Here is a 22164-nt window from a genome sequence, read left to right as displayed (position 1 = left end):
TCCTACTGCCAAGCCTGTAGCGGACTTGCACCGCCTAGTTATCGCCCATGCCGGGCGCACTATAAAAATAAACGACCGGAACCGTCAATAGACGGATTCCGGTCGTTTATTTTATACAGCCGAAGTTATCACACTAGTTGCAATCAGTTCCCGCACTGCCCTGGCTCTAATTGTATTTGTTGTTGACAGAGCCTTCGCCCTGATCTTCGCACCCGCTACTCCCCTATTTTTCCAAAATCATTGATGATATACACTCCACATGTGTCGAGTGCTTCAACAATTTAAGCTCCAACCTGCAAACTTAGCATTGCCGCTTCAACATTTAGCTCGATTCTCTGCTTTACCACTACCGATGATACGGTTCTCCGCGCTGTCGGTAACGGCAGGTTTGATATTTATGGAACTTTTTCCAAACCATAATCGTCTAATGGAGAAACAAAATGCGAAATGGGGAGGCTATCTTGCGAGTTGAATTTCATATCCGGTTTTGGTCATCGTTCATTTTAGCAAGTTCGATTTTGACTGCTTGTTCAAGCCAACAGGTCCATCCCTCTTCTACGCCTGTTCCCACCCAGGAGATGATTGCGCCTTCCCCCGAATCCTCATCCGATCCGTCTGCCGCGCCTACTAACAATTCTGGTTCAAGTAAGGAACTGATAGCTTCCATTCCAAAACATAAAATATTCCTTTACGGTGAAGAAAATGGTGTTACCCTGCGCATTGGAGACGAAGCCCATGAATTGGATTGGATGTATATGACACCCACTGGCGTTCTACCCCGTTTGCAAGTGGAGGATTATGATGGTGACGGTAGACAGGAGCTTTCAGTCATACTATATATCGGTTCAGGAACCGGCATTTCCGTCGAGGAACTACATATGATCAATATTGATCCTGCCGATCCGGAATACTTTCAAGATCATGTGTTCAAAAACTACAATGCCCAACTCGACGAAGCTGTCCAATTCAAGACGATCCAGCAGAATGATGTTCTGTTTGGCCAAATTTCCATCGACTCTACATCCGCTTCGGTCAGCTTAAAAGACTATCAATCTCCGGAGTTTGGGAAAGTTGGCGACCATTTGGTCTTCGGTAACATCGTCCGTTTTGAACACGAAAACAAACAATTGAAGGCCCAGTTTGGCGCTGAAATCATATTAGAAAAATCTGCTATCCCCCAATCCATCGGCCACATCGACGCCCATGCGAGCTACAAGGATGGGAAGTTTGCTTTGTCACATTTTGCTTTCCAGAAGAATCCTGAAGCGCCTTGACAAATCACATCGTTTCCCGCGCTGTCTGTAATGGCAAGTTTTTAGGCCATCCCGCAAAGGATGGCCCTTTCTTTGATCTCGATAAGTTAAGCTATCGGCTCCCGTTGAACGATAAGTAGACGCTACTTGTGCAGCACAGCTTAATCCGTTTCAAGTAACTGCTTATTTCATATTCGTAACTTAGAGCCAAAATCATTTTTCTGGTGGTCAATTGTCCGGCTGACCTTCCCGCATTTGATCACCGTCTGCGGTGGCCGCCTGCTTTGCCGTTATGTCCGCGAGCACCGCCCTTGGATGGTGCTGGGTTGGCTTTGGCCGTTCCGACCGCCGCCGGTGTTGGCTGCGTAATCGTCATTGGGTAAGGATGATCGGCAATCACCGGGATTCTCTGCTTCGTCAGCTTCTCGATATCCTTCAGATAAGGAATCTCCTCGTCCTCGCAAAACGAAATCGCAATCCCACTTAAGCCCGCACGTCCGGTACGGCCGATCCGATGGACATACGTCTCCGGTATATTCGGCAAGTTATAGTTAATAACGTGCGATAGTTCCTCAATGTCGATACCCCGTGCCGCAATATCAGTCGCCACCAGCAGGCGGGTCGCGCCGACCTTGAAGTTATTCAACGCCGCTTGGCGGGCATTCTGCGATTTGTCGCCATGAATGGCCTGCGCAGTAATTTTCGCCTTCGTTAAGCCGCGCACCAACCGGTCAGCGCCGTGCTTCGTGCGGGTGAACACGAGAGCGTTCGCGATGGACTTGTCCTGCAGCAGATCAATCAGCAGCAGCAGTTTATTCGGCTTGTCCACATAGTAGAGCATCTGCTTAATCCTCTCAACCGTTGTGGAAGCAGGGGTAACCTCAATCTTCACCGGATTCTTCAGCAACGAGTTTACCAAGGACATGATCTCGGGGGGCATAGTCGCAGAGAAGAATAACGTCTGCCGCTTGACCGGCAGCTTGGCTATGATCCGCTTCATATCATGAATGAATCCCATGTCGAGCATCCGATCGGCTTCGTCCAGCACCAGAATCTGTACGTGACGCAGGTCGACGAACCCTTGGTTCATCAGGTCGATCAGGCGGCCCGGTGTCGCAATCAGAATGTCCGTGCCTTGCTCCAGCAACTGCTCCTGAGCCCTCTGCGAGACGCCGCCCACGATCACGCCACAGCGCAGATTCGTGAAGCAACCGTAAGCTTTAGCGTTGTCGGCAATCTGGATTGCCAACTCACGGGTAGGTGTCAAAATCAGTGAACGGATGACGCGCTTGCCGTTCGGGCGACCCTGCTGTGTGCTCAGCAACTGAATGATCGGCAGCAAAAAAGCCGCTGTCTTACCGGTCCCCGTCTGGGCGCAGCCGAACAAGTCACGACCTGCCAGCACCGGCGGGATTGCTTGCTCCTGTATAGGCGTAGGCTGTGTATAATTTTCCTTGGCTATCGCTTTAATAATGGGGGGAATCAACTGCAATTGTTCAAATGTCATAAGCTCTCCTTCTTCAAGTCGCCATCAATGCCCAAGCGTCTATACTAGCATTATACCCTATAAGAGGAATAGAGCTACACCCCTGACCAACATCCTGATTATATAAAAGTCCAATTGAGATATTAATGTTCATACTTGGTTCCTCTGGAACAATGCGCCGCGGCGTGGACGGTTCAATCATTCGTTACAAAAGAAAAGGCTTGGTTTGACCTTCCACAAATTGGGCACAGCCGTTCATCATCAAGAGGCTTCCTTGAAAGAAGGAATCATCGTACCCTAAAGTGGCTTTTTTTTCAGCATATCATCTCTTGGGCGAAATTTTTGCGCTGCGGCTCACAAGTATAAGCGCTTAGCCTTCGCAGGCATGAAAAAGCCCCTCGGATTCACAGTGAATAATTGATTTTCCACTGTCTATCGTGAGGGGACCATTCGGATCATTTTTATGTCATTAGTCCTCTTCGTTGTCCCATTCATCCTCATCCTCTTCAGGATAGGATATGATTGCCATTACGCGATCAATAATCAATAATACCTACCGAAAAATGGCTAGAAGCGGTCCGGGATAAAACGGATCGCTTCTAACCATTTTCAATTCGCAAACATATCTTATTCACTGATTTAATAGAAACTTCCCTTCTTCTGCAGCCTTCAGAAATTCGCCGATGGGTAAGAGTTCATCTTCATGCATTGGTTTAGGTCGGATGCTTACATATCCATCCTCTGATTCCAGGGTCTCCGTACCAATGAGAGACTTTACAACTGAAAGGCCCCATAAGAGGGAGGGATCCTGAATCTCGTGTGTTTTTACTTTCTGTTTGACGTTGTAAACATCCTCATATCCCATGAAAGATAATACAATCACATGCTGTACCTGATGACTATTGGATAGGATAAAAACCCTACGATATCCATGAGGGACATGACAAACAGGCAGCCAGCTTACGACAAGCGTTTTTTTACACACGTCCAATTTTTACACGGAAGGTGACCGGTCCTTGTTCAATATATTCCCATGTAAATTGATTAGGCCGTTCAATTCCAAATTGGAAAAATAACGGTTTGGGATCATGATCATTGATTAACAACATCGCTTCTCCTGATTGCAACGCATCAAAGGTTTCAAAAATAACCTTATGTTTAATTTGTGGCGGATATTCTGTTGCATTTACTGTAGATTTATAGTTTTCCATTTTCATTCCTCCTAAACATACTTATTTGGCACAATGTTCATGATGCAGTGTGGAGATGACACCAAAGAATGCATAATAAAATTCTTCTGGAGCAATTAATCGGAAATGACCCACCTCATCGCAAGAAAAGTTAAGGGCCTTTTCCAATAAGCGATACGTGGAGTAGGCATAGAAACAAAAGTGCTTATACTCGAATTTTGGCATTTTATCATAGATGACGGAAATTTCCTCTTTGTATTGATCGATGTTTTTTACTGCCTCTTTAACGATCGTTTCAATATCCTCCAGGCTTGCTTCAAGCAGCAACTCATTGTTTTCTATGTGGACATTTGCCATTTTATATCACCCCTATCTTATTCAAAGTATCCTATTGGGTACTGTTAACTTCTTTACTCATCATTATTCTAATGTATATACCTTTATAGTTTGTGATCTCTGTCACATTTAGCGAGTTCCTGTTCTTTCGGCATATAGATTCTCGACTTAAATAAGTCTCCGTCAATTTGAATTGTGAATTTTCCTCTTTGATTATCGATTAAGCTTTTGGCTATGGATAGCCTTCTTGGAAGTCCTGTGCATATTAAATCACCCCTATTAATTTTTCCTCGCACAATTTACTTTACATTGTGATCTTTGCCCTGGGTGGCCGGGGCAGCTTTCCGTGCCCAGTACGCGGTTAATGCCAAAAAGCCTCGGATCATTTATGATACGGTTCTCCGCGCTATCTGAAACGGCAAGTTTTAAAGGCACCCTGCGCACAGGGTGCCTCCGACGAAAAGAGATCAATACAAAAAGTAAGTAGTCTAGGCATGGGCTAATCTTTTCAGTACTGTTCTATATTGTATCATTAATTCTTGCTGAGTTATGTCTCCTTCTTGAAATTCGTCTAGATAAATACCTGTTCTGGCCTCTGAAAGTCCCAAGTCTCTTAAATATCTCTTCACAACTTGCCCTGTAAGCTTTTTATTTTGAACCCCAAATTTAATAATTTTCGGAGTATTAGCAGATTGAACAAGCCGATTTCTTCCATCATCACTCAATCTAACTCGGCACCCAGCGACAGCACACTTTTCTAAGAAATCTGTCACTTTCATTGAACTTGGTGCGTATTTACGGGAAACACTGTTCCGCCGAATCCAACCTGCGATATTATCAACTACATCGTCTGAAGTTCCGTCAAACGGATGATTATGACTAGCAACCGAGACAACAAATTCAAACAAGTTGTCGTCTGACGCTTCCAGCCGCCGCGAATTCATATCCAGAGAAACAAGCATACTTACAAGCGCTGTTCTCTTGTTACCATTGTGAAACGGATGATTATGAATCAATGAATGAAAAAGCGCTGCCGTCTTGGCTTCGACTGTATTGTATTTATCTTCCCCACCCATACCAGTATGTGGTCTAGATGCAGCTGAATGTAGTAACGACTCATTTTTAGGCCCCGGAGGACTTATTGAATCATCATCATCAATAAACATCTCAACCAACTGATAATGGATTTTAAGAATTGTTTCTACATCTGGAAATCGCATCGCTATACCTCCCTTTTATACTAAGTTATACCATTATACTAGATGGAAAAAAAGCAGAAAGTTTGCAATTGAACCGCATTAACATGATTTCAATATATATATTATTATTTTGCAAGATAGAGGGCCTCCTTATACAAGGGGGTTTTACTTTTTCAGGAGGGATAAACTTGATTACCATCAACACCCCACAGGATATCGAAGCGCTTCACCGGACTTTAGAAGCGTACAAAACATTGGTCGAGCACATCGCCGAATTCTTTCAAAAACTGGAGGCTGAGTTGGCTGACGACGAGGAAGGCATGCTCCGCCTTGACCAGCACTGGCCCATCGTCTTGCTGGAAGCGGGTGACGATCTGCGCAGTTTGAACTTTGCAGGACTCAGCAGCGAAAGCGGCGTGCCTCTCCCCCACGCAGTCGAGTTTGTTGAAAAGCTGAACCTTGGCGAGGTTCAAGCGTACAGGCTCGCGGCGCTGCTTGACAACGACTTTGTGGTGACGTTCTTCACGCTGGCGGGAACACACGACGAGGAGGCAGAACAATGGCTGAGCCAACAAGCGCAAAGAAGCTGACGGCGAACGAACTACTCGTCCGCAAGCTCAAGGAAACGTTCGACCGCAAAGGCTCTCCCCCGAACGAAGGCTCAAACGTCTGGGTCATGGCAGCAGCGGCAAAACCATTTCAGAAGGGCGAGGACAACGGGCTGACCAAGATACCTGATGACGGCCACAGGCCAACCCATCGCGTTCGCGTCGTGCTCCGGACGTCCCACGCCTGGGAGGCGAACCCCTACGTCGACGGCTCGGACTTCTTCCTTGAAGTCGATGAACAGCAACAGAAAGCAGAGTTGGTCTGGGAAGAGGACTGCTTTGCGGATGCCCCTTCCCTTCACGGCTCCGAAGTTCTGACCGCCATCCAGTGGGCAACAGAACTGACCAACTCTCTGCTGTACGTCTGTCTTTCGGACCCTTTCTTGAACGAGACAAAACGGCAGCAGACAGGAGACGCGACAAAACAGACGGGAGGGGATGAAGAACCATGGATGTAGCCGAAGCACGCCAAGAAGCATACGAAAAACTGATCGAAACGGAAGACCGCCTAATCCGGCAGCTTGAAACCTGCGAGTTAGCTCAGGAGGCCATCCTGGATCAGCGCTCCGTCTGCGAGGAAGTCCCCGACTTGGAAGCGATTGAAGTCATCCTCAAGAGCATCCTCGCCCTGGATGCCAAACTGCGACTGGAACTGCTGAGCCTTCGTCTGGAGAAGAAGAAGCTCGGTCGGAAGTCAAAAACCAAACCTCTGTAGACCCTGCCCTGCTCAAGTTGAGCTGTTCTCCTGCACTTTCCAAGCCCAGCAAGGGTTTTCACCCGCTCTCCTCCCGCCCTCAGCCGCACTGTCAACAACAAAACGCCAAAAGACGGCACAACGTGGTTGCACCGCCTGCTCAAAAACATCTCTTCACCACTCTGCCCACTGGTCGGCCAAACAGCCGCCCTTGCCGCTCTTCCTAGACGAGCAAGGCTTTTCGGCTGCCCTGGAGCTGCCCTCAGCCGCACGGCTTCTGCCCTAGAACGAAAGTGCAGGTCAGGGCGGGCCAAGTGCAAATGCCCAGCCAAGCTAACCCCTTGCCCCTCAAGGCCTCTCCCCATCAGGGCAGCAGCGCGGCTCAAAACCCATTCCCCTGAACACTCCGCTCCTTGTTTTCCCTTCACTTGAGCTTGTCGTCCAGCACAGCGTCGATCACCTTGAGCACCCTTCTCTGTTCCTCTTCGCTTCTCCCGCGGAGTCGGTCCACAATCTCTTCTAGCGTGGTCCCAGCACTCTTTTTACCCTCCGGCTGGATGTAGCTAAAAAACTCCACCATAGAGACGCCTAAAGCGGCTGTCACCCTTTCCATCACGTCTACAGAGCACACCTTCTCGGCACGCTCAAGCTTGCCAACGTAGCTTTCGTGAACCTGCGCCAGATGGGCCAGTTCTTCCTGGTTCCATCCCCTTTTCTTCCGGTAGTGCCGGATTCCCTCTCCGACCTTCTTCATGATTTCGCTCACATCAATCACCCTAAGGAAAACATAGACTAGCCCTCTTCAGCAACCAAGGGACGATAGGGTTTTTCGAACAAAAATCTACCCCAAAGGAACTAAGGATGGTATAATGGGACTACCTTTTTCTGGACAACCTTCCATCAGCATGACCTAACAACATGCTTTTCGTCGTCAACCAAATAACCACACACAGGAGCTGACCCACTCATGAAAAAACTCGTTGTTCTCTTAGCCGTTTTCTCCCTTTTTGCCTCCGCTTGCGGCTCCAAGCCAACCAGTAGCACAAGCGATGCTTCCCCCTCTTCATCTCCAGCGGCAACGACCAAGGCGACAGCGTCCGTCACATCTAGCCCGGAACCCTCCCCTTCTCCTTCTACGGACAAGAGTGACTCCAAAGGGGTAGTGATCGACCTGCTGGGAGCCACCTACTACCCAGACGACAGCACCGTGGCGATGCAGTTTGACTTGAAAAACGGGGGTGACAACTCCCTACACGTGTCCAGCCTTGACTTCTTTCTCATCACCTTCGACGGGGAAATCCTGGAGACGGCCCTGAGCCCGCTCAACTCCAGTTCCCGTACCATCGCCAAGGGCGGCATGACCAAGGGCTACAGGATGGCCTTTAAAGTGGATGACCCCTCCAACGTCAAGAGCTTTGCTTTCGGCAAAAAGGACCAGGACATCTTTGTCCAAATCACGTCCGACAAGTTTCCACCACTTGAAGTCTTTGGGCAGCAGCAGGATAACGGGGGAGTTCCGGTAGGGGGAGGCGTCAAGGCGGACAACTTCCAGAACTGAAGGAGGTGAAACCAATGAAAATCGACTCAGAGGCAGTGCTCAAGCTGCTGTCCTGGGCCTACGACAAAGCGGTTGAGGGTGGCTTGCCCCAGACGCAGTCTGCCGTGGAACTGGCGGAGGAGTACATGAAAAAGAACACAACTCCACAGGAGCAGGCTAACGCCCTCATCCGCGCACAACGGTTGAAAAGCGCAGCCACAGGCTTTCTGACAGGTGTCGGCGGCATCGCAACACTACCCATTGCTGCACCAGCAAGCGTAGCGAGCGCCATCTATATCCAGCTTAGGATGATCGCCGCCATCGCCCACATCGGAGGCCAGAACGTTCAGGATGACCGGGTAAAGGCACTATCCTTCGTCTGCTTGTGCGGCAATGCTGCCAAGGATGTCGTCAAGACCTCCGGCGTAAAGCTGGGCGCTAAGCTGACCGAGCATATGCTGGCCAAGCTTTCAGGCGAGGTCATCGCCAAGGTAAACACGAGCGTTAGCGTAAAGCTGACAGCCAAGCTAGGCCAAAAAGGTGCCACCGCCTTGAGCAAGGCCGTTCCTTTTGTGGGCGGCATCACAGGAGCCGTGTTTGATGGCGTTTCCACCAACGTCGTCGGCAACATCGCGCGGGATACTTTTGTTGGAAAGGTTTAGAGCACAGCCTCCTTGGCATTCCAAGGGGGCTTTTTTTCAAAATGTTCTTGTTTTCATCAAGGCTGTAAGACCCTGAACGTCGAGCCCAAAACGGCGACGCAACCTTTTTTCGCTACCTGGTCCCCATAATGGTTCAGATTTCCTCGTTATTTACCGTGTAAGGAATTTTGGCTGGCTATGAATGACACAAATATTCATCCCTTCCGGGAGTTCCCCCTCGAACTTCACTGTCAAAAGCTCGGCGAGCTTTAGCAGACGCTTCGATCAATCTCTTGAATGCTTTCATTTCCTCCATCATTGTCAAGTTTTCTCGCCTTCTATTCCGTGCTAAACTGGGCTCACTTTCACACGAAAGGAGGTGAATCCATTGTTACCTTCTCAAGAAGCAAGAGACGTCATTGAACGGGCAGGAGAGCAGTTCAAGGCAGGCGATCCTGGCGCTCCGTTTGAACGTGATGTGCTGGACGCATTGCTGCAAACCCGAAAGGATGCTCCCGCCGAGTTCCAGCGCCTGAAAGTGTTGCTGGAGGGCTACGGTGTCCCCAAGCGGGACTTCAACGAGGCGCTGAAGCAACATCAGGAAGCTGAGGACAAGAACGCAGCCCGTTCAGGTTTGTTGGAGGTCACCCTGTCAGCCGGACGTATCCAGGATCTGGAGCGCAAGGGCTTTGTCTGTGACCCCGTTAAAGGCATCACGGACGTCTACCCCAACCTTTTCGCTCAGCATGTTCTTCAAACGCTGGTGCTGCGAGTCACCAGGGGTGAGCGCTTCTTCTTGTACGAGCATGGCGTTTGGCGACCATTGCTTGACAAGCAGCTGCAACGCATGCTGTTTGGGATGATCCAAGAGGAGCAGCCCGGCGTCTGGCGTCCGGCATGGGAGAGCAGCTACATGACCACGCTTGCCCGGCTTGCCACATATGTACCTGAGTTTGACGCGAACAAAGTCCATCTCAACTTGGCGGACGGCATGTTCAACACCGAGACGTTCGAGCTGGAGGAGCACGATCCGGACTTTCACTCCAGTATCCAGACTCCCATCGGGTACGACCCTGATGCGAAATGCCCAAGGTTCCTCCAGTTCCTGAACGAGATTTTTCAAGGGGATCAGCAGATCATCCGGGTTGTTCAGGAAATGATGGGGTACTGCTGCACAGCCGAGACGAGAGCCCACAAAATGTTCATTCTGGAGGGCATCGGCTCCAACGGAAAGTCCGTGCTCCTGGAAGTCATCGAACGCCTGTGCGGAAAGCAAAATGTCTCCCATGTCGCAATGAACGAGCTCAACCAGCCGTTTACGCGGGCCGAGCTGGTCGGAAAGCTGCTCAACGTGTCCTCCGAGAACGAGTTCAGCGAAAAAGGACTGAACACGCAGCAGATCAAGAGCATCGCTGCAGGCGACCCGATCCGGGTGGAGAACAAGTTCGAGAAGGGCTTTAGCTACCGCCCGGTCTGTAAGCTTTTGTTTGCCATGAATGCTCTCCCGGCCACCTTGGACAAAACGCACGGCTTCTTCCGCCGTCTGGTGATCATTCCGTTTCGCCGCGTGTTCAAAGGCGCAGAGGCTGACAAAATGCTGCTAGAAAAGCTCTTGGAAGAGCTGCCGGGCATCTTCAACTTCGCGATGGAAGGGTTGAAGCGACTTCGGGCAACCGACTTTGCCTTCAGTTCTTCAGACGCCATCCAGCAAGCCGTCGCCGACTACAAGTGTGAGCAAAACCCTGTCATTTCGTTTGTGGCGGATTACGTTGAAGTCGGAACTCCAACCGACCGGCTTGGCAAGAACGAGGTGTTTGAGCGCTTCCAAACGTGGTGCAGGCAGCAAGGCGAAACAGACTTTGCCTCCAAGGCAAGCCGTAACCGCAAAGTCTTTTTGACCGCGTTTCGAACAGCGCTGCTTGAAGCTGGACTGCCAACACCTGACTGGACAAGCAGCGACGGCTGGAGATACGCCCCCGGCTTGAAGCTTCTGGACGCGCGAAAGAAAGACCTGGCCGCTCTGTTCAATGACTTGGACGGCAATCCAAAAACACCCGTTCGCGTCACTGCTGGCAAGGAGTTGGATGCGTGGGTAGAAGATGACACGGAGGAATGGCTGTATGAGGATGAGAGCGAAGACGACGAAGGTCTCCTCCTGCTTGGAACAGACTTTGAGGAAGCCGAACGCCAAGCTGTGGAGAGCGCCTCCCACTTCGAAGACATCCAGTTTGACCTGAACTACCTGCCGAACCGCGTATTTCGGGGCCTGGGCATCAGCGAGTGGTTGGACAGCAAGCCGGAGCGGTTTGACCTCGACGACTACCGTTTTGAGCGGACCATTGTCGGCGAGTACGAGGTTGTCCGTTTGGCTTGAAAGTTCGTTCCGTCCTCCCGCACTGTTCGTCTTCAGCCCAGCACTGTCAAGGGATGGGCTGAAGAGGACAGTCGAACTGCAGGTGTACTCAAGCGCACTGCCGGACGTCCGGTACAGTGCAGGTCAGGGCGGCTACAGAGCGACACCTTTTCCAACCATCCCAACAAAGTGCATCAGAGCGGCACCTGTTCCGTACCGCCCTGTTTCAACTAACATCTTCTCAGAGGAGGAACTTCCCGATGCAGCTAACCTTTGTTCCCACGACTGACAACTACCAAGTGATGATCCAGATTCTTTCCGGGCTGGTCAAGAGTTACCTCTGCAAGCCTTCCAAACGATACGCTCTTGCCAGAGTAGATGAACTGACTTTTCAGGCTGTCACTGAACTTCTGGAGTCGGAAGACGATGTAACAGCGGAGTTAGAGCTTGCCATTGAATGGCTAACTACACATAAACAAGCAGCATAACCAAGGAGGTCTGTACAATGTCAAAGCGCAAAACCGTTCATCTCCCACTCTCAGTTCTGTCATCCCCCTTCCCAGAGATCGTGAACAGCGTTGCTTACATCCGCGTAAGCACCGAGGAGCAAGCGGAGCTAGGCTTCAGCATCGAGGCCCAGCTTGAAGAAGTCAAGGCCAAGTGCAAACAAGAGGGGAAGATCATCCGGAAAGAATACGTAGACGCAGGGATTTCCGGAAAAACCATCGAAGATCGTCCCGCCGTCGTTCAACTTCTTCAAGACATCGAAGCAGGTAAAATAAGCGAACTGTGGTTGTGGAAGTTTGACCGCCTCTCGAGAAAACTTTCAGATCAGCTACTGATAATGGAAATACTGAGAAAAAATAACGTTACTCTTCGATGCGTTTCTGACCCCGAGTTCGACCAATCTACCTCCGCTGGACGGGCAATGATGCAAATGATGGGGGTCATGGCTGAGTACCAACGCAACGTCATCGTAGAGAATGTGAAGATGGGAATGAAACAGCGAGCCAAGAACGGCAAGTGGAACGGCGGGCAGGTTCTGGGTTACGACGTGGTTGAGGTTCCTGTAGGCACCACCAAGGAGTCCCTTTTGCGTGTAAACCCCATCGAAGCAGAGCTTGTCAGGAAAGTCTTTCAGATGTACGCCAACGGACAGGGTCTTTGGAGCATCGCCAATCAGTTGAACCAGGAAGGCTACAAAACCAAGCCAGGCAATGCGTTTAGCAGCGTTGCCATCAAGACGATCATCAATAACCCCGTTTACGTTGGCAAGATCCGGTACAACGTGCGCGAAAACTGGGCCGAGAAGCGACGCAAGGGCATCAACCCAAACCCCATCATCGTAGACGGCGAGCACGACGCCATCATCACTCCAGACCTGTGGGAAACGGTGCAGGCTTTGTTCTCCAAAAAGTCCTTCTCCCCGCCGCGTGTCTTCGACGGCACCTACCCGCTGACCGGGCTGCTGAGATGTCCCCAGTGCGGGACGACGCTGGGCGCTCACCGCGTCCGCGACACCCTCAAGGACGGCACCGTCGTCATCCGCAGGTACTACGTCTGCAACAACTTCCGCAACGGGGGACGCAGGGTGTGCAGCTCCAACTCTGTCCGGGCTGACTTGGTGGAGAGCATTGTCTTTGACCGTCTGGCTGAAGTTGTCCATAAGCCCAAGGTGCTGGAGGATGTGGTCAAGCAGTTGAACAAGGAACGAACCGTTAGCGTGGCCCCGCTTCAAAAGGAACTGGCGGCAATCGACAAAGAACTGGCATCCATCGAGAGCCAGCGAAAACGGTTCTTCAAGCTGTTTGAGGCGAGCACCGTCGATGACGACCTGTTCGTGGAGCGGCTCGGCGAGCTGAAAGCCCAGCACGAGCAGCTGGAACGGCGAAGAACGGAAGCCCAGCGGCAGTTGGCTGACAGCACCTCTAATCCCATCCCGCTCCAGCAGGTGAGGCTGGCGCTCAGCCAGTTCCACCGCCTGCTCAAAGGCTCACCACCGGAAACGCAGAAAACGCTCCTGCAAACGGTAGTCAAGCAGGTTCACATGAAAGGCCCCCGCAACGTCTCCGGCATCGAGCTGGAACTTGACCCGACCATCCAAAAGCATTTTTTTGAACTGGCCCCTTCCGCCAAAACGGCGGAGGGGGCTTTTGCTTTCCGCAAGCAAAAGTCCCCCTCCAGATACCGCATCGTCCTGTAGCGTAAAAACACGCAGAAGCCGCTTTAAGCAGACTTTTTCCTCATGTCTGGGCCATCCCAAACCCATGCCACACAAAGCCACATTCCATGCCCGCTAAGAGATTTTAGCCAAAAACTTGCCGTTACTTGTGGTACGGTTCCCCCCTCATTATCTTAAACGCCCGATACACCTGCTCCACCAGCACCAGCCGCATCAGCTGATGGGGCAGGGTCATGCGGCCGAAGCAGAGTTTGGCGTCGGCGCGTTCTAGGACGGCGGAGGCGAGGCCGTTGGAGCCGCCGATGACGAAGGCGACGCTGGAGCGGCCGTAGGTGGCTAAGTTTTGGAGCTGCGACGACAGCTCCTCCGAGGACCACATGGCGCCGTCCAGGGTGAGGGCGATGACGTAGGTGTCCGGTTTGATCAGGGCCAGGAGGCGCTCCCCCTCCTTGGCTTTCACTTGCTCTTCCTCCGCCGCGGACATGTTGTCCGGGGCTTTTTCGTCCGGGACTTCGTTGATCTGTACTTTGGCGTATGGGCCCAGGCGCTTTATGTACTCGGCGGTGCCGTCCACCAGATATTTTTCCTTCAGCTTGCCGACTGCTGCAATTTGAATGTGCATGTATGCTCCCCCGCTCTAGTCCGTATATTGCCGTCTCGTCTGCACCAAAAACACCGGCTCCGAAAAGGAAGCATCGTCTGCTGCCTCTCATTCCGGATGCCGGTGCCTCATAGGCGCTCCCGTTTTGTGGATAACGCCCCAGTGATCCTGTGAACAACCTGTTTCTCTCTCCAAATCTAATTATCCACATGTGGACAAGGCCTCCCCGCGGCAGCATTTCCTCTGTTCATCCGCAGTCCTCTCCACATATCCACATGCCACGCCCTACACCACCAAATATTTGGCTTCGCAGGTGCAGCCCTTTTCCTCACAGGTTGGCGGCGGATTCCAGCTGCGGAAATGGGTTTCCTTAAGATCCACCACATCCGGCGCGTCTTCATATTCGTCCACAAAGCGGTCAATGGCCAGCTCCACATGATCCTTGCATACAACAAACATACGGTTTCACCTGTTGTCCTTTCTGTCCGCCCGGTCTGGGTCAGAATCCTGCAGCCGGGCTCTCTCGTTGCTTATTTCAATTCCTCCAGCACCAGGGTGACGGAGGATTTTTTGCCTGCCCGGTAGTAGCTGATTTTCAATTTATCCCCTATTTTCTTCTCATTATACAAATACTTGCGCAACGCCAGGGTTCCGTCGATGGAAACACTGTCCATTTCCACAATAACGTCGTTGGTTTTGAGCCCGGCGTTTTTGGCAGGTCCTTGGGCTTCCATGACCACCGCGCCGCCCTTTACCTCCGCCGGAAGCTTCAGTATTTCCACGCCTTCCTTAAATCCGGCCAGGTCCAAGGTAGACACCCCGATGTACGGCCGCTTCACCTTCTGATCCTGGATCAGCGCGTCGATGATCGGCTTCACCTCATTGATGGGAATGGCAAAGCCCAGACCTTCCACTCCCGTTTCCGCCAGCTTCATGCTGTTGATGCCGATCACCTTGCCGTCCAGACTGACCAGCGCGCCGCCGCTATTGCCCTGATTGATAGCAGCATCCGTCTGAATCAGGTTCATTTCCCATTCTACGCCGCCCATGCCGTCCGTGAGGGAGGGAAGCAGCACCTTGGGAGAACTAATCACGCCTACCGTAATGGTTTGGGCAAAATTCAAACCCAAGGGATTGCCGATGGAGATGGCGGTTTCCCCCGATTTCAGACTGTCCGAATCGCCAAACACAGCCGTCTCCTTAATCCCGGCGGCATCCACCTCCATCACCGCCAGATCGGTAATCCGGTCGCTTCCCAGAACCGTTGCTTTTTTCCGGTCTCCCCCGGACATAACCACCTCGTAAGCCGCGGCGCCCTCCACCACATGATTGTTGGTGACAATCCGTGCTTTGCCGCCGTCCTTATCGAAAATAACGCCCGAGCCGATAGCTGTTCCCGTTACCTTCTCCCCATCCTTGAAGGTGCTCACCACACTCACCACAGCCGGCGTAACCTTGGCCGCCGCAGCCACCACCGGGTCATCCCCATAGGAAGCCCGGACCGGTTTGCCAGACGTACCCGCTCCATCCCGGCTAAAGCCGCCAAACAGCATCACCAGCACCAGCATCACTGCCATGCCGGATACCAGCGCGCCGCCAATGATCCAGATCAGCCGCTCGTCCGGACGGCCGGACGGGGCTCCGAGCTTCCGGCTTTTCCAGCGGCCGGATACCCGGGTGGAGTAAAAATCATCGTCAAACAAGCTCATTGGCGGCGTCCTCCTTTTTTAGCGCGTATCGCACTTCTCGGCCAAACGGCGAAACCGCCCGCCTGACCGCATCCAATTTATTTGAAACCTAATACGCCGGTCATTTTGAGAGCATGAAATTTGAAAGAAAAAGAATGTTTGCCTGTCATGTTGACCAGACTGATAGAATACGCTGATAGTAGAGAGTTGGACAAGACCCTGCCAGATTCCTGCAGCTTGCCGCCTTGTCTGACACCCCGGATATTCTTTCTGAGACTTTTTCAAAAAGGAGCATACGTCTATGCGACAACCCTTATCCATTCTCGATCAAATCGATCTGGCCGGCAAGCTCGGCGATCTGAAGGAGCAGCACTACAACCATACCCTGCTGTTAACCGCCCTGCTGGAGCTCCTTACCGAAAAGGGCCTGCTCACCGCAGAGGAAATTCGAACCAAGGCAGCGGGACTTCATCAGTTGGCCCTGTCGGGATCGGAGGAGGACATCCTTTCCTGAGCCAATGGGATAGTGTCGGAAAGGACCTGCCCTACCCGGTTCAGTGGCAGTGCACCCGCCCCCTCGCCTCTAAGCCTCCCGCAGCCAATCCCACTGGGTGGGCCGGTCGTAGAAGGTATCCATCAGCCGGGGGCCATTGTCCCCGCAGCGGACGCCATATTGCTCCAGCACTCCGCTGACCGTCATCCGCGCCAGCTCCTGCATATTGTGGTCCCGGCTGAGATGGGCCAGATAAACCCGCCGCAGCCGCTGGGACAACAAGGTGTACAGCGCTTCCCCCGCCGCATCATTGGACAAGTGCCCGGAGTCGCTTAAGATGCGGCGCTTGATATTCCACGGGTACCGTCCCATCCGCAGAAGCTCAATATCGTGGTTGGCCTCCAGAATCAGCGCATCGCAATCCCGCAGCTGATCCCGGACTTTATCGCTCATATAGCCCAGATCCGTCGCCAGACCCAGCTTTTCATCCCCGTCATAAAAGCAGTAGCCCACCGGTTCCGCCGCATCATGAGAGATGCCGAAGGACTGCACCGACAGACTGTGAATCTCCGCCACCTTGCCCGTCTCCAGAATCCGGCGCTGCTCCGCCTCCAGGGCGCCCACACACCGGTCCAGCTCCTCCCAGGTGGCCTGATTGGCATACACCGGGAGCTTATATTTGCGGGCCAATGCGCCCAGTCCCTTTACATGATCCGAATGCTCATGGGTAATAAAAATGGCGCTCAGCTCCGATGCGGCCACTTCCTGCTCCGCCATCAGATGCTCCACCCGCTTGGCCGATAGGCCCGCGTCAATCAACACCTTGGCCTCATCGTTGGCCACCACAATAGCGTTTCCCGTAGAACCGCTGGACAACACCGTGAAACGCAATGACATTCCTGTTCCTTCTTTCTTTACCTGAAATAACATGGTCCCCGCCAACACCGCCAGCTACGGCTGCACCGTCGTTTCCACCGCCCCCGTAAAGGCGTGGACATAATACGGCTCCCGGTTGGAGAGAGTAATCCTCCAGTTGGGGACAAAGCTCTGCTCCTCCGAATCATACAACTGGCCGTGGTAGCCAAGCCGGATGTCGGTGATGACCGCTCCCTCCGGGAGATAGTTCTCCGCCAGGCTGCGAACCGCCGCATAGGCGGAGATAATCCGCTGGCCCGACTTGTCGGCAGCCTCTACTCCTGATTTTACTTCAACATAGGTTTGTTTGTAACCCGTTATTTCCCCGTTCTCGCTAAAAAGCTGAATCGTCACATCAAACATGGGCAAATCCCGGTAAATCTGATGGAACAAGAACACATCCTTCCTCCCGTAAGAGGTGTCCAGCCGGTACGCATCAAAGTGGCGCAGCCCGGATTTGTTCTCGATTTCCTTCAGAGTGGAGCGGTTCAGCATGCTAATGTAGCGGATTGGCTGAGACAGCCGGGTGACCTGGGGATTGCGGAACTCCTCCCGCAGGCTCACATTGATGATGGGCAGCTTGGGCGTCTCCCGGGGAATCTCCGGAATAACCCGAATGCTCTTGCTCTCCAGCAGCTTCCGCGTATCCGCTTCCAGATCCGCCGCCTCCTGGTCCGATGCCGCCGGGCTGAAACGGTCCTCCCAGAGCTGGTAGGCCAGAATCAGATTGAGGCACAGAAAGGCAAAGATCAATATGGATTTGGCTCTTCTCCAGTCCATGACACACCCCGCTTCTTTAATTCAGCACATCGAAGGTGCCGTCCCGCAGCTCCACAATCCACTTGGGATGATACACCACCTGCTTCTCCTGCACCTCCGGCTGGTAGCCCGGATAGATGCGGGCGATGGAGGACGGCCGGCGGTAGGCGGCAATCAGCGCGTCCAGCTCGGCGCCTCCCGGAAGAATCGCCTGGGTCTTCGCCATATTCTTCGTATCGGGAATCAGAATGGAACGCTCATAGGTGGAGATGATCCCCTTCTGCACCACCACCTTCATATAGCCGATGGTATCCGTGCCGATATTCATCACCGGAAACCCCTCCAGATATTGGCGAAAAAGGAAAGTCTGCGCCCCTACCGCCATCTTGGGAGCCAGCTGGGAGTATAAGTAGGTGCTGTTCCAGCCCCCATGCTGGTTCACAAACTGGATGGCCGACAATAGATTGTCCCGCACTTCGTTTTTGCTGTCCACCGGAGCCGAGGCCGGGTTGGAAAAGACAAACCAATGCTTGTCATTGCGAAGCTGCAGGCCTTTGACACTGTCGGTAATAATCTGGGTGCCGTCCCGCTCCTGCAGGGAACGGGTCAGGCTGGGGTCCACAAACAGGCTCCGCTTCAGCTGCTCGGCAGTGTATTGGGTATACGGCATGGTGATCCGGATGGCCGTCAACGGTTCGTCAGGCAGATAATAATCGCCGGATGCTGTGTGGTACCGCGGCAGGGATTCTCCCAGCCGGAGGCGCATGGTCAGGTCGCTTACCGTCACATCCGCCTTGACCGCTTCATATACCGTCAGGCTGCTGTCGGAAATAAAGAAGGTTTTCACATCATCCGACAAGCCGCTGGAATAAATCCAGATCCGGGTAATCAGCTCGGTGGCGGGCAGAGGCTCCTCCTTGCTCACCTTCATCAGGCTCTGCAGCACATTGACAGGAACCCCCTCCTGGAAGCGCACCTCAATGCCCTCATAATTGTCCCGGATATCCACCCAGTCCATATTGGCGGCCAACACATTGGTTTTGCGCAATCCCCCGAAGCTCCGCTGCTTCAGGAAATCGAAGATATTGCGGTAATGGTTGATAAAGGGAACCGGATACAGCACCGTATGGCTTTTTTTCCCGTAATGGAGAATGATCTGGTCAGGGAATACCACATCCTGCAATTCCGCCGGGGTTCCCTCCAGAACAGATTCCACATACTTGCCTTGGGGAAGCGGCTCAGGCCGCGGGCTGCTGTAGCCCAAAATGTAGCTTTGGATCAGGCTGGTCACCACAAGCAGCGTCAGCAAGAATGATTTTGCCTTCTCCATTACTCTCCCACCCCGCTCTCTGCATGGTTCACCGGCAGCGTAAAGGCCACTTTCGTTCCCTGATTCAGCTCGGAATCCAGGGTAATGGAGCCGCCGTGGGCTTTGACAATTTCCCGGGCAATGGACAACCCCAGACCGGTGCCTCCCATGTTGCGGGAGCGGGCCTTATCCACCCGGTAGAACCGTTCAAAAATCCGGCTCAAATCCTTTTTGGGAATGCCGATGCCGTTGTCCTCCACCTCAATCTCCAGTTGTCCGCCATTGTCCTTCAACCGGGCCCGGATGGCCAGAAGCCCGCCGTCTCCCGTGTACTTGATGGAGTTGGACACCAGATTATCCAGCACCTGATCAATCTGATCCCGGTCCAGCAGCACCCGGCCCACCTCCGGCTCCACGCGGATGCTGATCCCGATATGCCGCTGGCGCAGCTGGAAGGAAAAGCGGTCCGCCACATCCTCCAGCATCTCGCCCACATCCGTCATCCGCTTTTTCAGGCCCGCTTCCTTGGAGTCCAGGCGGGACAAGTGGAGCAGATCCGTTACGAGCCGGATCATCCGCTCCGATTCATTGCGGGTCACACCCACGAAGCGCTTGGCCAGCTCCGGCTCCTCCAGAGCGCCGTCCTCCAGCGCCTCCAGATAGCTCTTGATCGTGGTCAAGGGCGTCCGTAGCTCATGGGATACATTGGCCACAAACTCCCGGCGCGCCCACTCCAGCTTCTCCTGCTCCGTCACATCCTGCAGCACTGCGATGTTGCCGGAAATCCCCTTCTCCCGGCGGTGAATGGAGGTTACCGACAGCCGCACCTGCAGCGTCTCATCCTCCTCCCGGGAATCCGGGATGGCAATCAGCTTCACCTGCACCGAATCCTGCGCCTGCAGCAGCTCCGGCTCCCGGGGAATGCCGAGAAGCGTAAACAGGTCCATGCCGATGGCCGTCCGCTCGTCGGTTCCCAGCATCTCCTTGGCCCGGGGATTCATCACAATCACCCGCCCCCGCTCATCGGTAGCCAATACGCCGTCATTCATATTGGTGAGAATGGAGGTCAGCTTCTCCTTCTCCTCTTCATTGATGGCCAGCGCTTCCTTAAGCCGGGCCGTCATGTTGTTGAAGGCATTGCTCAGCTGGCCGATCTCGTCCTGCCCATACACCCGCACCCGCCGCTCGAAGTCCCCTTCCGCCACCAGCGTAGCCTGTTTGGTGATCTCCTTAATGGGGCTGGTGATGGTTCCGGACAGGATCGTCCCCAACAGCGCCGTCAGCGCCAGGGCAATCAGCGTGCCGGTAATAAAAATCCGGTTAATCCGGGAAATATTGGCGTACTGATCCTCCATGGATTTGACGATATAGACAGCTCCGATGACCTTGCCGTCCTTCATCACCGGCCGGGCCACCATCTTCTTGCGCAGGCCGTCCACATCCGTAATGTTGCGCTCTGTCTCCTTATTGTTCTGCAGCTGGAGCGCCCGGGTCACCACTTGCTGGGTGTTCTTCTGCCCGAGGATGGCCGGGTCCGGCTGGGACATGCTGATCACCTCGCCGTTGGCGTTGAGAATCTGCATCTCCGAGTTGTTGATCTGGTACCAGTCTTTAACCAGCTTATCCAGATCCTCCCGGGATTTCTTCACATCCTCCGGACGGGCTTCCGGGTCCGTGGAGAGGTTCTTCTCGGACACATACTGGGCCAGCAGCATGGCGTCGTTGTTCATGGAGTCGGAGAAGTTCTTGGTGAAGGAGCTTTCCAGGGCATTGACAAAGTACACCCCGATCAGCTGCATGGCGAACAGGATCAGGAGCACATAAATAATGATCAGCTTCAGCTGTACCGTCTTAAAAAACTTTACGCCTTTCACGCGGCTTTCGCTTCCCTCCCCAGACCTTACTGCCCGCACACCCGCCTTGCGCCGTCTTACCGGACGGCGGGATTGCGCATCACATAACCCAGCCCCCGCCGGGTAGTAATATATTCGGGACGGCTGGGGTCATCCTCCAGCTTCTCCCGCAAGCGCCGGATGGTCACATCCACCGTGCGCACATCGCCGTAATAATCATAGCCCCACACTGCCTGGAGCAGATGCTCCCGGGTCATTACCTTGCCGCAGTTGCGGGCCATATAATAGACCAGTTCGAACTCCCGGTGGGTCAGGTCCAGCACCTCGCCGTTCTTGTACACCACGAACATCTCCGGGTCAACCTGGAGATTGTGAATCCGCAGTCCCTGGGCCGCCGAAGCCTCCTGAATCTGCGCCGCGGCATTGGTTCTCCGCAGATGGGCCTTCACCCGGGCCAGGAGCTCACGGGTGCTGAAGGGTTTGGTGACGTAATCATCCGCCCCCAGCTCCAGGCCAAGCACCTTATCCACCTCGGAATCCTTGGCGGTAAGCATAATAATGGGCGTGTTCTTCCGGGCCCGAACCTCCCTGCAGACATCAAGGCCGTCCTTCAGCGGCAGCATCAGGTCCAGCAGGATCAGATCATGATCCTCCGACAAGGCGGCCTCTACTGCCTTGACACCGTCGTAGGCGCAGGTAACGGCATAACCTTCTTTTTCCAGGTTAAACTTTAATATATCCGCAATCGGCTGTTCATCATCCACAACCAGTATTCGTCCGTTCATATAGCTCCTCCCGGGCGCCGCGCCCGCTTCTGTAGTCCTTCCTCTATTCTACCAAAACCGGGGGTCAAAGTGGAGTTTATGCCGGAAAAACTCCGGCTTGCCTGTTTGGCCTGATGGAATCCCGGGTAAAAATTAGGAGATGCGAAAAAGGGACACCGGCCGGATACCAATCGGTACCAGCCGCGCCCCATGTTTGTCTGTATGGCCTAGGTCGTGTCTGACAACCCGCTTGAGGGCATCTTTTACCGCCTTTTCGCCCCATACTTCGTTACTTCCGCTTGA

General features: G+C 53.2%; 23 protein-coding genes. 10 read left to right on the top strand and 13 right to left on the bottom strand.

Translation table 11 applies throughout. The features are described from left to right. The first annotated feature begins 461 nt into the window (after positions 1-461). Positions 462-1274, top strand: a complete 813-nt coding sequence (locus DQG13_RS14585; RefSeq protein WP_146767157.1) for a hypothetical protein — start codon at positions 462-464, stop codon at positions 1272-1274. 238 nt (positions 1275-1512) lie between these two features. On the opposite strand, the gene DQG13_RS14580 is transcribed toward DQG13_RS14585, so the two are convergent. The 4 genes from DQG13_RS14580 to DQG13_RS14560 all read right to left on the bottom strand — a co-directional run bounded on the left by DQG13_RS14580 (position 1513) and on the right by DQG13_RS14560 (position 5485). After that, on the bottom strand, positions 1513-2760 hold the full coding sequence (locus DQG13_RS14580; protein ID WP_113020515.1) for a DEAD/DEAH box helicase: 1248 nt from the start codon (positions 2758-2760) through the stop codon (positions 1513-1515). A gap of 956 nt (positions 2761-3716) precedes the next feature. Next, on the bottom strand, positions 3717-3950 hold the full coding sequence (locus DQG13_RS14570; protein WP_113020513.1) for a DUF2249 domain-containing protein: 234 nt from the start codon (positions 3948-3950) through the stop codon (positions 3717-3719). Positions 3951-3971: 21 nt separating this feature from the next. Then, on the bottom strand, positions 3972-4286 hold the full coding sequence (locus DQG13_RS14565; protein ID WP_113020512.1) for a hypothetical protein: 315 nt from the start codon (positions 4284-4286) through the stop codon (positions 3972-3974). Between the two features lie 467 nt (positions 4287-4753). Then, the gene (locus DQG13_RS14560) at positions 4754-5485 is read right to left on the bottom strand and encodes a type II toxin-antitoxin system death-on-curing family toxin (protein ID WP_113020511.1); all 732 of its coding nucleotides are present in this window, start codon (positions 5483-5485) and stop codon (positions 4754-4756) included. A 167-nt stretch (positions 5486-5652) separates the two neighbouring features. On the opposite strand from DQG13_RS14560, the gene DQG13_RS14555 reads away from it, so the two are divergent. Genes DQG13_RS14555 through DQG13_RS14545 form a run of 3 tightly spaced genes read left to right on the top strand, consistent with a single transcriptional unit; the run spans position 5653 to position 6787 of the window. Next, positions 5653-6054 (top strand): hypothetical protein, encoded by a 402-nt coding sequence (locus DQG13_RS14555; RefSeq protein ID WP_113020510.1) that lies wholly within the window; start codon positions 5653-5655, stop codon positions 6052-6054. Further along, positions 6024-6530, top strand: a complete 507-nt coding sequence (locus DQG13_RS14550; RefSeq protein WP_113020509.1) for a hypothetical protein — start codon at positions 6024-6026, stop codon at positions 6528-6530. Before DQG13_RS14555 ends, DQG13_RS14550 begins: the two co-directional genes overlap by 31 nt. Beyond that, positions 6521-6787: a hypothetical protein gene (locus DQG13_RS14545; protein ID WP_113020508.1), complete on the top strand. Its 267-nt coding sequence runs from the start codon at positions 6521-6523 to the stop codon at positions 6785-6787. The genes DQG13_RS14550 and DQG13_RS14545 overlap by 10 nt, the downstream gene beginning before the upstream one ends. A gap of 403 nt (positions 6788-7190) precedes the next feature. On the opposite strand, the gene DQG13_RS14540 is transcribed toward DQG13_RS14545, so the two are convergent. Continuing rightward, the gene (locus tag DQG13_RS14540) at positions 7191-7532 is read right to left on the bottom strand and encodes a helix-turn-helix domain-containing protein (RefSeq protein WP_146767156.1); all 342 of its coding nucleotides are present in this window, start codon (positions 7530-7532) and stop codon (positions 7191-7193) included. Positions 7533-7733: 201 nt separating this feature from the next. On the opposite strand from DQG13_RS14540, the gene DQG13_RS14535 reads away from it, so the two are divergent. From DQG13_RS14535 to DQG13_RS14515, 5 genes are all read left to right on the top strand, one after another. Then, the gene (locus DQG13_RS14535; RefSeq protein WP_113020506.1) at positions 7734-8324 is read left to right on the top strand and encodes a hypothetical protein; all 591 of its coding nucleotides are present in this window, start codon (positions 7734-7736) and stop codon (positions 8322-8324) included. Positions 8325-8338: 14 nt separating this feature from the next. Then, the gene (locus tag DQG13_RS14530) at positions 8339-8965 is read left to right on the top strand and encodes an EcsC family protein (RefSeq protein ID WP_113020505.1); all 627 of its coding nucleotides are present in this window, start codon (positions 8339-8341) and stop codon (positions 8963-8965) included. Positions 8966-9332: 367 nt separating this feature from the next. Next, a complete protein-coding gene (locus DQG13_RS14525) occupies positions 9333-11318 on the top strand; it encodes a DNA primase family protein (RefSeq protein WP_113020504.1) in 1986 nt (661 codons plus the stop codon). 239 nt (positions 11319-11557) lie between these two features. Beyond that, positions 11558-11785, top strand: coding sequence for a hypothetical protein (locus tag DQG13_RS14520; protein ID WP_113020503.1), 228 nt, complete (start codon positions 11558-11560; stop codon positions 11783-11785). A 17-nt stretch (positions 11786-11802) separates the two neighbouring features. Next, complete coding sequence (locus tag DQG13_RS14515) at positions 11803-13500, top strand: recombinase family protein (RefSeq protein ID WP_113020502.1); 1698 nt, start codon at positions 11803-11805, stop codon at positions 13498-13500. A gap of 121 nt (positions 13501-13621) precedes the next feature. Here DQG13_RS14515 and rlmH read toward each other — a convergent pair whose 3' ends face one another. The 3 genes from rlmH to DQG13_RS14500 form a co-directional block, all read right to left on the bottom strand. Then, the gene (rlmH, locus tag DQG13_RS14510) at positions 13622-14101 is read right to left on the bottom strand and encodes a 23S rRNA (pseudouridine(1915)-N(3))-methyltransferase RlmH (protein ID WP_113020501.1); all 480 of its coding nucleotides are present in this window, start codon (positions 14099-14101) and stop codon (positions 13622-13624) included. A 264-nt stretch (positions 14102-14365) separates the two neighbouring features. Further along, positions 14366-14539, bottom strand: a complete 174-nt coding sequence (locus DQG13_RS14505) for a CxxH/CxxC protein (RefSeq protein ID WP_113020500.1) — start codon at positions 14537-14539, stop codon at positions 14366-14368. 71 nt (positions 14540-14610) lie between these two features. Beyond that, positions 14611-15789, bottom strand: coding sequence for a S1C family serine protease (locus DQG13_RS14500; protein ID WP_113020499.1), 1179 nt, complete (start codon positions 15787-15789; stop codon positions 14611-14613). Between the two features lie 280 nt (positions 15790-16069). Here DQG13_RS14500 and DQG13_RS14495 point away from each other — a divergent pair, with 280 nt between their 5' ends. Continuing rightward, complete coding sequence (locus DQG13_RS14495; RefSeq protein ID WP_113020498.1) at positions 16070-16282, top strand: hypothetical protein; 213 nt, start codon at positions 16070-16072, stop codon at positions 16280-16282. A gap of 69 nt (positions 16283-16351) precedes the next feature. On the opposite strand, the gene DQG13_RS14490 is transcribed toward DQG13_RS14495, so the two are convergent. Genes DQG13_RS14490 through yycF form a run of 5 tightly spaced genes read right to left on the bottom strand, consistent with a single transcriptional unit; the run spans position 16352 to position 21882 of the window. Then, positions 16352-17158, bottom strand: a complete 807-nt coding sequence (locus DQG13_RS14490; protein ID WP_113020497.1) for an MBL fold metallo-hydrolase — start codon at positions 17156-17158, stop codon at positions 16352-16354. A gap of 54 nt (positions 17159-17212) precedes the next feature. Further along, complete coding sequence (gene yycI / locus DQG13_RS14485) at positions 17213-17956, bottom strand: two-component system regulatory protein YycI (protein WP_113020496.1); 744 nt, start codon at positions 17954-17956, stop codon at positions 17213-17215. Positions 17957-17972: 16 nt separating this feature from the next. After that, positions 17973-19265 (bottom strand): YycH family regulatory protein, encoded by a 1293-nt coding sequence (locus DQG13_RS14480; protein WP_113020495.1) that lies wholly within the window; start codon positions 19263-19265, stop codon positions 17973-17975. Then, a complete protein-coding gene (gene walK, locus DQG13_RS14475; RefSeq protein ID WP_113020494.1) occupies positions 19265-21118 on the bottom strand; it encodes a cell wall metabolism sensor histidine kinase WalK in 1854 nt (617 codons plus the stop codon). The genes DQG13_RS14480 and walK overlap by 1 nt, the downstream gene beginning before the upstream one ends. A gap of 56 nt (positions 21119-21174) precedes the next feature. After that, positions 21175-21882, bottom strand: a complete 708-nt coding sequence (yycF, locus tag DQG13_RS14470; protein ID WP_113020493.1) for a response regulator YycF — start codon at positions 21880-21882, stop codon at positions 21175-21177. Positions 21883-22164 lie beyond the last annotated feature (282 nt).

Origin of the sequence: Paenibacillus sp. YN15 (assembly GCF_003285005.1) — a bacterium.
Classification (GTDB): domain Bacteria; phylum Bacillota; class Bacilli; order Paenibacillales; family NBRC-103111; genus Paenibacillus_AR.
The sequence above is the reverse complement of the archived record's forward strand: the minus strand, read 5'-3'. Positions and strand labels throughout refer to the sequence as shown.